Source organism: Rhodococcus sp. NPDC078407 (assembly GCF_044542515.1).
Classification (GTDB): domain Bacteria; phylum Actinomycetota; class Actinomycetes; order Mycobacteriales; family Mycobacteriaceae; genus Rhodococcoides.
Map to the genome: position 1 here is coordinate 1 of NZ_JBITUQ010000029.1, position 12,003 is coordinate 12,003.

At 64.5% G+C, this 12,003-nt stretch carries 12 protein-coding genes; 6 read left to right on the forward strand and 6 right to left on the reverse strand.

From position 1 onward, the window contains the following. On the forward strand, positions 1 to 1,521 hold a 1,521-nt coding region (locus ACIGGF_RS22195), incomplete at its 5' end, for a DUF222 domain-containing protein (RefSeq protein WP_397523324.1). A gap of 149 nt (positions 1,522 to 1,670) precedes the next feature. Continuing rightward, a complete protein-coding gene (locus ACIGGF_RS22200) occupies positions 1,671 to 2,009 on the forward strand; it encodes a TfoX/Sxy family protein (protein WP_397523325.1) in 339 nt (112 codons plus the stop codon). Positions 2,010 to 2,107: 98 nt separating this feature from the next. Here the strand turns inward: ACIGGF_RS22200 and ACIGGF_RS22205 are convergent, their stop codons facing one another. Continuing rightward, entirely contained in the window at positions 2,108 to 3,463 is a 1,356-nt protein-coding gene (locus ACIGGF_RS22205) for an NtaA/DmoA family FMN-dependent monooxygenase (protein WP_397523326.1), read from the reverse strand. Between the two features lie 182 nt (positions 3,464 to 3,645). Here ACIGGF_RS22205 and ACIGGF_RS22210 point away from each other — a divergent pair, with 182 nt between their 5' ends. Together ACIGGF_RS22210 and ACIGGF_RS22215 are read left to right on the forward strand one after the other, a co-directional pair. Continuing rightward, positions 3,646 to 4,404, forward strand: a complete 759-nt coding sequence (locus ACIGGF_RS22210) for an HAD-IIA family hydrolase (protein WP_094631006.1) — start codon at positions 3,646 to 3,648, stop codon at positions 4,402 to 4,404. Further along, positions 4,404 to 5,477, forward strand: coding sequence for an isochorismate synthase MenF (locus tag ACIGGF_RS22215; RefSeq protein ID WP_397523327.1), 1,074 nt, complete (start codon positions 4,404 to 4,406; stop codon positions 5,475 to 5,477). Before ACIGGF_RS22210 ends, ACIGGF_RS22215 begins: the two co-directional genes overlap by 1 nt. 5 nt (positions 5,478 to 5,482) lie before the next feature. Here ACIGGF_RS22215 and ACIGGF_RS22220 read toward each other — a convergent pair whose 3' ends face one another. From ACIGGF_RS22220 to ACIGGF_RS22235, 4 genes are read right to left on the reverse strand one after another with little or no spacing between them, the layout of a single operon-like run. Then, entirely contained in the window at positions 5,483 to 6,706 is a 1,224-nt protein-coding gene (locus ACIGGF_RS22220) for an O-succinylhomoserine sulfhydrylase (RefSeq protein WP_397523328.1), read from the reverse strand. After that, positions 6,703 to 7,116, reverse strand: coding sequence for a rhodanese-like domain-containing protein (locus ACIGGF_RS22225; RefSeq protein WP_397523329.1), 414 nt, complete (start codon positions 7,114 to 7,116; stop codon positions 6,703 to 6,705). The genes ACIGGF_RS22220 and ACIGGF_RS22225 overlap by 4 nt, the downstream gene beginning before the upstream one ends. Before the next feature lie 45 nt (positions 7,117 to 7,161). Beyond that, entirely contained in the window at positions 7,162 to 7,689 is a 528-nt protein-coding gene (locus ACIGGF_RS22230; protein WP_397523330.1) for a hypothetical protein, read from the reverse strand. 34 nt (positions 7,690 to 7,723) lie between these two features. After that, positions 7,724 to 8,584 carry a TauD/TfdA dioxygenase family protein gene (locus ACIGGF_RS22235; RefSeq protein ID WP_397523331.1) on the reverse strand — a complete coding sequence of 287 codons (861 nt, stop codon included), beginning with the start codon at positions 8,582 to 8,584 and terminating at the stop codon, positions 7,724 to 7,726. A 294-nt stretch (positions 8,585 to 8,878) separates the two neighbouring features. Here ACIGGF_RS22235 and ACIGGF_RS22240 point away from each other — a divergent pair, with 294 nt between their 5' ends. Then, positions 8,879 to 10,264, forward strand: a complete 1,386-nt coding sequence (locus ACIGGF_RS22240) for an FAD-dependent oxidoreductase (RefSeq protein WP_397523332.1) — start codon at positions 8,879 to 8,881, stop codon at positions 10,262 to 10,264. A gap of 66 nt (positions 10,265 to 10,330) precedes the next feature. On the opposite strand, the gene ACIGGF_RS22245 is transcribed toward ACIGGF_RS22240, so the two are convergent. Further along, positions 10,331 to 11,200: an SMP-30/gluconolactonase/LRE family protein gene (locus ACIGGF_RS22245; RefSeq protein ID WP_397523333.1), complete on the reverse strand. Its 870-nt coding sequence runs from the start codon at positions 11,198 to 11,200 to the stop codon at positions 10,331 to 10,333. A gap of 55 nt (positions 11,201 to 11,255) precedes the next feature. Between ACIGGF_RS22245 and ACIGGF_RS22250 the strand changes: the two genes are divergently transcribed. Further along, on the forward strand, positions 11,256 to 12,002 hold the full coding sequence (locus ACIGGF_RS22250; RefSeq protein WP_397523334.1) for an amidohydrolase family protein: 747 nt from the start codon (positions 11,256 to 11,258) through the stop codon (positions 12,000 to 12,002). The last annotated feature ends 1 nt before the right edge of the window (position 12,003 follow it).

Here is a 12,003-nt window from a genome sequence, read left to right on the forward strand (position 1 = left end):
TTGTTGCCGCACACCGCTGCGGCGCTGCGGGCGGGGTTGCTCGATACCAAGCACGTGCAGATGATCCGCGAATTCTTCAAACACCTTCCCGCGAGGGTGGACCCGCAGACCCGAGATCTGGCCGAGCAGCAGTTGGTGGGCTTCGCCTCGACCAGGCTGCCCGACGACTTCGCGCCGTTGGTGGCGAACCTGGATTCGATCCTCAATCCCGACGGCGACTTCGACGAGGACGAAGACGAGGACGGCAAGCTGAAGCCACGCAAGCGTCGGGATGCGTTCTTCTATCTCGGGGAGCAGGGTGCCGACGGGATGTCGGAAGGAAATTTCTGCGTCGACCCCGAATTGCGGGCCTACCTCGAAGCGTTGTTCTCCAAAGCCGCGAAGCCGGGAGTGGACAATCCGGCCGACCCGACATCGGTGGTGCACGACGCGACCGGCAGCGACCAGGCCGGCGAGAAGGCCAGCAGCGGCAGTGACGACAAGGGCGGGAGCAAGAGTCGCGGGAACGGCAGCGGCGGGATGCCGAACCCCGAGCCCACTGACCGCGATGCCGGGTCCAGTGATGCCGGAATGTGGCACAGCAACAACTGTGGCAACAACTGTGGCAGCGACTGCGGCGACGGTGAGTGCGACTGCGACTGCGACTGCGACTGCGGTCAGTGCGGCTGCGGCGACAACTGCTGCGATGGAGCCAACTGTGGCGACTGTGGTTGCGGCACAGGGTCTGATCGTTCCGACGACTCCGACGCAACCGATATCGACGGCAGCGACGGCAGCGACGGCACCGGCAACGACATCCACGCACCGGATCCCGCAGCACCAGACACCGCGGTGCGGGATGCTGCTGCTGCGCGGGATACGCGCAGTCAACGCGAACGCCATCACGATGCCCTCAAGCTGGCGCTTCGGCACACCCTCGCCTCCGGGACTCTCGGCACCCACCGCGGACTGCCCGTCACCGCCATCGTCACCATGAGTCTGAAGGATCTCGAATCGGGCTGCGGATACGCGATGACCGCCACCGGATCCCGCGTGTCGATCCGCGACGCCATCCGCATGGCATCTCATGCCCACCACTACCTGACGATTTTCGACGACAACGGCAGAGCCCTGTACCTCGGTCGATCCAAACGCATCGCCTCAGCAGACCAACGCATCGTGCTCATCGCCCGCGACCGAGGCTGCAGCTTCCCCTCCTGCACCCGACCCGCCACCTGGTGCCAAACCCACCACCTCGACGACTGGAACGACGGCGGACCCACCGACATCGACTCCCTCACCTTCGGCTGCGACATGCACCACGCACTCGTCGGCACCGGCCCAGGAAAATGGGCAACCACCAAAACCCCAGCAACACACAGATATCCGGGCCGCACCCTCTGGCACCCACCCACCGCAATGGACCCACGCAGGCGTGGGCTGATCAACCACGCACACCACCCAGAAGAAGTCCTCTACCCACCCGACCACCACCACGACACCGGCGACACCGGCGACGAGGAACCACGACAACCGGCCTGACGACCCACAACAGCACCAGGGCACAGCCCTGCCTGCTGCACACGGCCACCGCGAAGCAAAGGAGATTTCGGACAGTGTGAACCCACGGTTGCGAACGGTACCGATCAGGTCTTCGATGAGAGCGACGTCGATCGGAAGGGCGCAAGCACATGGCGTACGACGAACCCCTTGCAGACCGCATCCACGACATCCTCGCCGACCAGGAAAGTCTGCGCGAGCAGAAGATGTTCGGCGGTCTGGCGTTCCTGGTGCGAGACAAGATGGTGGTGTGCGTCGGCACCGGAAGCCGTGCACTGCTGGTTCGCGTGGACGGGGTTCGCGAACCCGAATATCTCGAGCACGCAGGGGCACACCACGCCGTCATGGGCCGAGATCGCTCGATGGGCGCAGGGTGGATCACCGTCGACGCCGAAGCGCTGACGAGCGAAGCGGCACTGGGGTTCTGGGTCGCTGCAGCCCTGGAGCACAACGTCAACAGTGCTGACTGAACCCAAACTCCGGTCGTACAACGGGGGTCTATGCGGCGGCCGAGTACAGGGTCACCGCCTCGGGTGCTGTCACGATGACCTCGGCTACCGGCCTGGCGTCAGCTGAAAGCACCCCGGTATCGAGCCGCCGGATGGGACGCGGGCAGGGTGTCGCGTCCAGTGAGTTTGCGTCGCACGGTGCCCTCGCCGTAGTCGCGTTGCGCAAGGCCGCGGCGCTGCAGAACAGGCGTCACATGCTCGATGAACTCCACGTAGCTGCCCGGGATCGTCGAATTGATGACGTTGATTCCGTCGACTCCGACGGAGCGCCACTGCTCGAGCCGATCTGCGATGGAGTCCGGCGTTCCCACCACACGGCCACTGCGGCTGCGCATTCGAGCCAGATCTCGAACGGTGGGCTCTCGATCTGGAATGGCTTCTCGGAGCCACTGCAACGTACTCAGGGACCCTTGCGCCTCGACCTCGCCGATCGGCGTGTCGAGATCGTAGAAACCGAGGTCGATACCGATTCCACCTGCAGCGTGCGCGATGACCGTGGACTCGTCGACGTACTCGTCCAGCTCGGCCGCCTTGGTAGCCGCTTCGGCCTCGGTGCTCCCGATGACGAAAGACAGGCCCTGGAAGAACTCGAGGTCCTCTGCGGATCTACCGGCCTCGACGACCAGACGACGCGTGTCGGATATGAGCGAGCGAGCGGCCTCGGGTGAAGGAGAAGCAATGAACTGGGCCTCGGCGTTGCGCGCCGCGAAGCGTCGGCCCGTCGGAGATGATCCGGCCTGGAACAGCAACGGCGTCCGCTGCGGAGACGGAGCCACGAGATGCGGGCCCTCGACGCGGTAGCGCGCGCCGACATGATCGATCTTGTGCACCTTCGAGAAGTCGCCGTGTCGACCGGATGCCTTGTCCTGCAACAGAGCTCCGTCGTCCCACGACCCTTCCCACAGCTTGTACACGACATCGACATACTCGTCAGCCCAGGCGTATCGATCCTCGTGGAGAGCCATGTCTCCGAAGCCGAAGTTGCGCCAGGCGTTGGGCGACAGACTCGTCACGATGTTCCATGCGATGCGGCCGTCCGACGCGTGATCGAGCGTGGACATCTTCCGTGCGAAGTTGAACGGATGCTCCTGCAGAATCGACGACGTGAGTGCGATCCCGAGATGCTCTGTCTCATAAGCGATCGCAGACGCGATTACGGTCGGATCGTTGCTGGGGATCTGCAATCCCGATTCGACGAACTTCTCCCACGACCCCTGATAGTCGTCGTACAGACCCACGACATCGGCAAAGAATATGAAATCGAACTTGCCACGCTCGAGTTCTTTCGCCAACGACACCCAGTGCTCCAACGAGGAGAAACCGGTCTGCTCCGCCTCCGGCCTGCGCCACGCACCGTGCACGATATGAGATGTGGTGTTCATGACGAATGCGGAAAACCTGAGCGGCCGGGTCATACCGCCACCTTGCCACGACCGCAGCGCGCCGAGCCGAGCTCCACTGGTCAGCCCGATTTCAGCCGGTACAGACGTGCGGAACAACTGCGGGCGAGTTGACAGGAGCGGCGCGGCAGCACGGCCCGGTAGTTCACAATGGAAGGGTGAGCGAAACCGAGAAGCCCCAGCAGTGGACGTACCTGATGGATATGGACGGAGTTCTCGTCCACGAGGACCATCTGATTCCCGGTGCCGACACGTTCCTCGCCGAGCTGCAGGCCAACGAGATCCCGTTCATCGTACTGACGAACAATTCGATTCGTACCCCACGTGACCTGAGGGCCCGCTTGGCGTTCACCGGCCTGGACATTCCGGAGAAGTCGATCTGGACCTCGGCTCTGGCCACTGCGACCTTCCTGGGCAACCAGCGGCCCGGCGGCAGCGCCTATGTCGTCGGCGAGTCGGGTCTGACGACCGCCCTGCACGACATCGGCTACACACTCACCGATTCGAGCCCCGACTACGTGGTGCTCGGCGAAACGCGCACGTACTCGTTCGAGGCCATCACCACCGCCATTCGTCTCGTCGAGAGGGGTTCGCGCTTCATCGCCACCAACCCCGACGCCACCGGACCATCGCGCGAGGGATCGCTGCCTGCAACCGGTTCTGTCGCGGCGCTGATCACCAAGGCCACCGGCAAGGAGCCGTACTACGTGGGCAAGCCCAACGCGCTGATGATGCGCTCGGCGTTGCGTGCGATCGGCGGGCACTCGGAGAACACGCTGATGATCGGCGACCGCATGGATACCGACGTGCTCTCCGGCCTCGAAGCCGGGCTGCAGACCATTCTGGTGCTGACCGGGATCTCGACCGTGCAGTCAGTCGAGCAGTACCCGTACCGCCCGACCAAGGTGCTCGATTCCGTCGCCGACCTGGTGGGCCGCACGCAGAACCCGTTCTGATGACACTCGAATTCGTTCTCTCTCGCCAGGATCACCACGTCGTCGGGCTGGGCGTTCGGCACACTTTTCCCGATGTCGCCGACGCGATCGCCGCGGTGCGGGACGGCCGTAACGTCGTCGGCGCGCTCCCGTTCGACATGTCCGACGCCACCGCGCTGATCGAGCCCGAGGAGTTCTACCGCCTCGACGGGCCCTGGATGACAACAGACTCCCTGCCGTCGCTACCAGAGGTGACCGTCGCGCGGCAGATTCCCGAACCGGATGTTCATGTGCAGCGGGTGCGGGATGTCGTCGCGCAACTGGAAGCCGGTGTCGCCGAGAAGATCGTGCTCGCGCGGGCCATCGAAGTGACCGCGGATTCACCCATCGAACCTGTCTCGGTGTTGAGCGCGCTGGTCTCCCGCGATCCGATGGGCAACGGCTTCCTGGCCGATCTGTCGCCCACGAGTGACACGGGTAGAAAGATCGTGGGTGCCAGCCCCGAACTGCTCGTACGCAAGCGCGGCAACATCGTCACCTGCCATCCGTTCGCCGGGACGGCTGCACGCTCGACCGATCCCGACGAAGAAGCGCGCATTTCTGCGGCCTTGGCAGCGAGCGCCAAGGATCAGGCCGAACACCGATTCGTGGTCGACGAGATCCGAGCCGCGTTGGCACCGTTCTGCGACACGCTCGACGTACCCGAGTCACCTCAACTCAGCAATACTCCCCAGCTGTGGCACCTCTCGACGCCCATCGTCGGCACCTTGGCCGATCCCGAGACCTCGGCGCTCGACCTCGCGTTGGCGCTGCACCCCACCGCCGCAGTCGCCGGTGTGCCTCGAGCCGCAGCGATGGCTGCGATCACGGACGTCGAAGGCTCACGCGGCTTCTATGCCGGAGCCGTCGGGTGGACGGACGGTAGCGGCGACGGCGAGTGGATGGTCACCATCCGTTGCATCGAACTCTCGGAGGATCGGTTGTCCGGGACGGCCACAGCCGGCGGCGGCATCGTCGCGAATTCCGACCCCGACGCCGAATTGGACGAAACCACAGCGAAGTTCAGAACGGTGCTCAGCGTCTTCGAGAACTGATCCACCTACTTCAGGGCCTGGTCCAGGTCCCCGATCAGATCCTCGGTGTCCTCGAGGCCGATCGAAATGCGCACGACGCCGTCGGTGATGCCCACCGCTGCACGACCTTCCGGCCCCATCGCACGGTGTGTGGTGGTGGCCGGGTGGGTGATGAGCGACTTCGAATCGCCAAGGTTGTTGGAGATGTCGACGATCCGCAGTGCGTCGAGCACCTCGAAGGCACGCTTCTTGCCCTCGCCCTCGGGGGCTTCGAGCTCGAACGTGACCACCGTGCCCCCGCCGGACATCTGCGACTTCGCCAGCTCGTACTGCGGATGTGATTGCAGGAAGGGGTATTTCACCCAGCGCACTGCAGGGTGAGCTTCGAGGAACTCGGCGATCTGCAGCGCGGAGTTCACCGAATGCCGCACCCGCACCGGCATCGTCTCGAGTCCTTTGAGCAGCGTCCAGGCGTTGAACGGACTCAGCGCCGGGCCGGTGTGCCGCATCAGAGTCTGCACCGGACCGTCGATGTACTCCTTCGATCCGAGAATCGCACCGCCGAGCACCCGGCCCTGACCGTCGATGTGTTTGGTGCCCGAGTACACGACCACGTCGGCACCGAGTTCGAGGCTGCGCTGCAGTAGCGGCGTCGCGAACACGTTGTCCAACACCACAGTTGCACCGGCAGCATGCGCCAGCTCGGAGACGCGCCTGACATCGACGAGCGACTGCATCGGATTGGACGGCGTCTCGAAGAACACCGCCGTCGTCGGCACCGACAGGGCCTGCTCCCACTGCTCGAGGTCCTCACCGTCGACGAACACGGTCTCGACGCCCCAGCGCGGCAGAATTTCGTTGCAGACGACGAAGCAGGAGCCGAACAGGCTACGGGCAGCGACTAATCGGTCACCGGACTTCAGCAAGGCACCGAGCGCGGTGAATACCGCAGACATCCCGCTCGACGTACCGAAGCATGCCTCGGCACCCTCGATCAGCCGGAGACGCTCCTCGAACATCTTCACTGTCGGGTTGCCGTAACGCGAGTACACGAAATGATCGATCTCGCCGGTGAAGGCCTGCTCGGCCGCGCCGGCGCTCTCGTACACGAAACCCGAAGAGAGATAAAGCGTTTCGGCATTCTCGTCGAAGCCGGATCGCATCAGACCGCCGCGCACACCGAGAGTTCCCTGACCAACGCCTTCAGGTAAGGGCTTCTCGAAACCGCCGCCTTTGGGAATGCTCGTCACGACTGCCTCCACGGCAATCCGACCGCACGCCACCCCACGGCTCCGCGGTGGCCATCGGCGTCGGTGGCACCTTCGAAGCCGTCGAGCACGTTGTAGGACGGTCCGATTCCGGCAGCCGTCGCGGCTTCCGCGGCACCGATCGAACGCTGACCGGAGCGGCACAGGAACACCACCGGCCGATCTCCGTCCACGCCTGCGGCTTTCAGGTCGTCGACGAAGTCGGTGTTGCGGGCACCGTCGGGGTAGCTGACCCACTCGATCAGGTGCGTCGGGCGATCGATACCGGAGGTGTCCGGGACACCGACGTACTGCCACTCGGCGCGAGTACGAACATCCACGAGCACCGCCTCGGGGTTGCTCTGCAACAACTCCCAGGCAGCTTCGGGGGTTATGTCACCTGCGTAGGTCACTGCATCAGCCTTCCGTCACTTGCCGTTACGAGTTCACACACGACATCACACATTGCACACCAGCCACGTGTCGTCCACGCGCACGAAATTCCAGACATCGTCGGTCCGCACGCCGGACTTCTCTTCCCTCAGCGGGAGCGTGACCATGCCGCGATCGCCGTTCACTTCGTATCCGGTGGGCACACCGTCGATGGACGTCTCGCCGTTGCGTTCCACGTCCTCTTCACGGTCGGTGCGGTATTCCGAGTCGTCCCCCGGGATCAGGCGCTGAACCTGGTCACCGCACGTATTCGCGCGCAGCAGGTTCGCGTCACCGGTGTTCTGCGCTTCGAGGAAACCGTCCGCTGCGTCGGTGAGCAACTGGGCCTGTGTCACGTTGTCCTCCGCGGGGGCGAACCTGGACGCCGCGAAGATACCGACGAGCAGTACGACGACGATGCCCGCGGCGATGATGAACGGCCACGGGGTGGGCGGGCGCTGCTCACCGGAGTCGGCAGCCGCCTGGGATGCGTTGTTGCGCGCTTCCTCACGACTGTCGACCCACTGCTGCCTACGTTCACTCCACGACGCCATGTAGGCAATCTTCCTCGATCCGACGGGCCCGAAACTACCGGGGTCCGACGGGGATGTCGCCGCGCAACGTGATGCGGTGCATCTTGCGGTGCTCGGTGCCGTAGTCGCGGTTGGCGTAGTGCGAGGTGCTGCGGTTGTCCCACAGCACGAGGTCGCCGAGACGCCAGCGGTGTCGCACGATGTGTTCGGGCTTGGTCAGGTGCGCGTACAGCAGGTCCAGAATTCCGCGGCTCTCCGCCTCCGAGACGCCCACGATGTGGGAGGTGAAACCCGGATTGACGAACAGCCCCTTGCGGCCGGTTTCCGGATGGACCCGCACGACGGGATGTTCGACGGGGACCAGCGCAGTCACTTCCTTGCCGTCCCACAGGTTGCCCTTGCCGCCACGCTTCTGCGCGAGGTAGTAGCCGAATTCGCGGTTGCCGTCGTGAATCGCGGTCAGTCCATCGATCATTCGCCGAACGGGCGCGGACAGTGATTCGTAGGCGAGCTGGCTGTCGGCCCAGTTGGTGTCGCCGCCGTGCGGTGGCAGGACGACGGGCCGCAGGATCGAGCCCATCGGTGGTCGTTCCATGAATGTGACGTCGGTGTGCCAGACGTCGGCGAAACCGTTGTCCTGGCTGTCCAGGGCGTAGACCTCGGGGGCGACGTGCCCACTGTCGTGCACCGGGTGGCCGGCCGTGAGGTCGCCGAGACGACGGCCGAACTCGACGTGTGCCGCGTCGTCGAGAGTTTGTCCGCGCAGCACCAGCACCTTGTGTTCGACGAGCGCTCGACGTACGGCGTGGATGTGCGCATCGGATGCCGTCGCGACGTCGAGGCCGATGACCTCGGCTCCGAACGACGGGCCGAGCTTGTCGAGCGTGAGAATGACGGGTTGTTCCAGGGTGGTCATGTGTCCTCGAATCTGTACACGGCGAAGGGGCTGATTCAGGCAGCGCTGCCGTCGAAAGAGGGTCCCGTCCTGTTCAGGGAGGGGAAGGGCGTCGGGTCAGGTCACCGACAACACATGTTGGTGCAGGTACGACAGAAGTCGACGGTGAACCGCCGGACCAGGTATGTCGTCTCCACCGGTCAATTCCTACCGGAACCCGGGGAATACGGCAAGTTGCCCACTGCCCCAGCTCAGGTTGTCCTTAATTTATGCTGGGGTGTCCGCACTTCCCTCGAAGAAGGTAGCTCGCTGCACATGACTGATCAGACTCGTCCACTCCGCGTCGCCATCGTCGGTGCCGGACCGGCCGGCATCTATGCCGCCGACGCGCTCATGAAGTCCGACCACAATGTCAGCGGACCGGGCGTGAGCATCGACCTCTTCGAGCGGATGCCGGCACCGTTCGGGCTCATCCGCTACGGCGTCGCCCCTGACCACCCGCGCATCAAGGGCATCATCACCGCCCTGCACAAGGTGCTCGACAAACCCCAGGTTCGCCTGCTCGGCAACATCGACTACGGCACCGACATCAACCTCGACGACCTGCGCCGCTTCTACGACGCCGTCATCTTCTCCACCGGAGCCAACGCCGACCGCGCCCTCAACATCCCCGGCATCGACCTCGACGGCAGCTACGGCGCCGCCGACTTCGTCTCCTGGTACGACGGCCACCCCGACGTCCCCCGCACCTGGCCCCTCGAGGCCGAGAAGGTCGCCGTCCTCGGTGTCGGCAACGTAGCCCTCGACGTCGCACGCGTGCTGGCCAAGACCGGCGACGAACTGCTTCCCACCGAAATCCCCGCCAACGTCTACGAAGGACTCAAGGCCAACAAGGCACTCGAGGTCCACGTCTTCGGCCGCCGCGGACCGGCGCAGGCCAAGTTCACCCCGCTGGAGCTGCGCGAGCTCGACCACTCACCGAACATCGAGGTCATCGTCGCGCCCGAGGACATCGACTACGACGAAGGCTCCGAGCAGGCCCGCCGCAACTCCAAGCAGGTCGACATGGTCGCCAACACCCTGCAGGACTGGGCCATCCGCGACGTGGGCGCTCGCCCGCACAAACTGTTCCTGCACTTCTTCGAGTCCCCCCACGAGGTCCTCGGCGAGGACGGCAAGGTCGTCGGACTCCGCACCGAGCGCACCGAACTCGACGGCACCGGCAACGTCCGCGGCACCGGCAAGTACAACGACTGGGACGTCCAGGCCGTCTACCGCGCCGTCGGCTACCTCAGCCAGAACATCAGCGCCCTCCCCTTCGACGAGCAGGCCGGCACCATCCCCAACGAAGCCGGACGCGTCGTCGAGTCACCCCACTCCACCACGCCCGTTCCCGCCACCTACGTCACCGGCTGGATCAAGCGCGGACCCGTCGGTCTCATCGGTCACACCAAGGGCGACGCCAACGAAACCGTCGCGAACCTGCTCGAGGATGCCCCGAACTTCACCGGTGCCGCCGAGCCGGACCTCGACGCCGTCACCTCCTTCCTCGAAGGCAAGCAGGTTCCCTTCACCACCTGGGACGGCTGGTACCGCCTCGACGCCCACGAGCGTTCCCTCGGTGAAGAAGAAGGCCGCGAACGCGTCAAGGTCGTCGAGCGCGAGGACATGCTGAAGGCATCCGAGCCCGACAAGGCCTGAGTGCCTGCGGCAGTGGTGTGGTTGAGTGCCCTCTGGGGCACATAGTCACACCACTGCCTTCGGCACCTACACCCGAACCGCCAACAGCTTTCCCTCGGTTTCGATCTTGCGTTGATGCTCGTTGAAATCCGGTGCAGCGCAGACGAACAGCGTACGTCCGTCGGATCCGCCGAGTCCGCAGGCGAATACCCCGAGGTCGAAGTCGAGCTGATCGAGAACCTCTCCGCCCTGCGCGACGTGCAACACCCGCTGACCCAGTGCGTCGGCGATCCACATCGTGCCGTCGGTGTCGATGCAGCAGCCGTCGGCGGCCACCTTCACCTCACCGATGGCCGTCGCCATGTCCGTCGACGTCGGCAGTTCGCCGAACTTCGCCCAGTCCCGTCGCTCCCCCAGCGATCCGTCCTCGGCGATGTCGAAGGCACTGACCCGATTGCCGACCGTCTCGTCGACGAGCAGTTCACCAGAATCGGTGAACGCCATTCCGTTGGGGAAGTACAGGTCCGAGGCGACGACGTGCGCGGAACCATCGGGGTCGACGCGAATCAGATCGGCCGTTTCGACGGGAGCGAAGTTCATCAGATCGAACCCGAAGTTCCCGATGTAGGCGCGGCCCTGCGCGTCGACGAGCATGTCGTTGAGATTCGCCCGCACGTACGTCGACAGGTCGGCGTGCACGGTCAGCGAACCGTCGTGCTCGCGCAGCAGCAGCTTGTAGTCGCGCATCGACACGATCAGCAGTCGGCCGTCCGGCAGCCATCCCAGGCCCGACGGTTGATTGGGAACCTCGGCTTCGACTCGCACATCCGAGCCGTCTTCGAGGGCGGATACGACGCGGTGGGAGTAGAAGTCCGATACCCAGATTCTCCCCTCGTGCCAGCGTGGACATTCGAAATAGGTGTAGCCGTCGAGAACGACAGTGGTCTCCGGTTTCATATTTTGCATTCAAACACCGCGACAGGGGGCCGCGACGGCGAATCCGCGAGCTGGCATGCTGGGACCCGTGTTCGACGCCCACCTACACATCATCGACCCCCGTTTTCCGTTGATCGAGAACCATGGATTTCTGCCCGATCCCTACACCGTCTCGAATTATCTGTACGACGTCGACGGGCTCGGCATCACCGGCGGCGCGGTGGTCTCGGGATCTTTTCAGGGCACCGATCAGACCTATCTTATGGCTGCGTTGGAGACGCTGGGGCGCGGCTGGGTGGGCGTGACTCAGGTCGATCCCGAGTGCTCCGACGAGGACATCGTCGCGCTCGACGACGCGGGCGTGCGCGGAATGCGGTTCAACCTCAAACGCGGCGAGACGGACGTGGAGATGCTCACCACCCAGGCACGTCGCGTGCACGAACTGGTCGGATGGCACGCCGAGCTCTATGTCGATGCCTCCCTGCTGCTCTCGCTGGAACCGATACTCACCAAATTGCCTGCGGTGAGTATCGATCACCTGGGCCTGTCGACTCAGGGTCTGCCGTACCTGCTGAACCTCGTCGACCGCGGTGTACGCGTCAAGGCAACGGGATTCGGCCGAGTGGATCTCGACATCGCCGACACGCTGCAGCAAATCCATCGGGTCAACCCAGCAGCGTTGATGTTCGGCACCGATCTGCCGGGCACCCGTGCCCCACGCCCGTTCTCAGAGAACGACATCGACATCATCACCCATGCCGTCGGCGGCGACCTCCCCGCTGTGCTCGACGGTAATGCCCGGGCCTGGTATCGCGTCTCTTGAT

Coding starts and splice junctions, on each gene's coding strand:
- ACIGGF_RS22200 (WP_397523325.1), top strand. CDS start 1,671: ATGGCGTACGACGAACCCCTTGCAGACCGCATCCACGACATCCTCGCC.
- ACIGGF_RS22205 (WP_397523326.1), bottom strand. CDS start 3,463: ATGACCCGGCCGCTCAGGTTTTCCGCATTCGTCATGAACACCACATCT.
- ACIGGF_RS22210 (WP_094631006.1), top strand. CDS start 3,646: ATGGATATGGACGGAGTTCTCGTCCACGAGGACCATCTGATTCCCGGT.
- ACIGGF_RS22215 (WP_397523327.1), top strand. CDS start 4,404: ATGACACTCGAATTCGTTCTCTCTCGCCAGGATCACCACGTCGTCGGG.
- ACIGGF_RS22230 (WP_397523330.1), bottom strand. CDS start 7,689: ATGGCGTCGTGGAGTGAACGTAGGCAGCAGTGGGTCGACAGTCGTGAG.
- ACIGGF_RS22235 (WP_397523331.1), bottom strand. CDS start 8,584: ATGACCACCCTGGAACAACCCGTCATTCTCACGCTCGACAAGCTCGGC.
- ACIGGF_RS22240 (WP_397523332.1), top strand. CDS start 8,879: ATGACTGATCAGACTCGTCCACTCCGCGTCGCCATCGTCGGTGCCGGA.
- ACIGGF_RS22245 (WP_397523333.1), bottom strand. CDS start 11,200: ATGAAACCGGAGACCACTGTCGTTCTCGACGGCTACACCTATTTCGAA.
- ACIGGF_RS22250 (WP_397523334.1), top strand. CDS start 11,256: ATGCTGGGACCCGTGTTCGACGCCCACCTACACATCATCGACCCCCGT.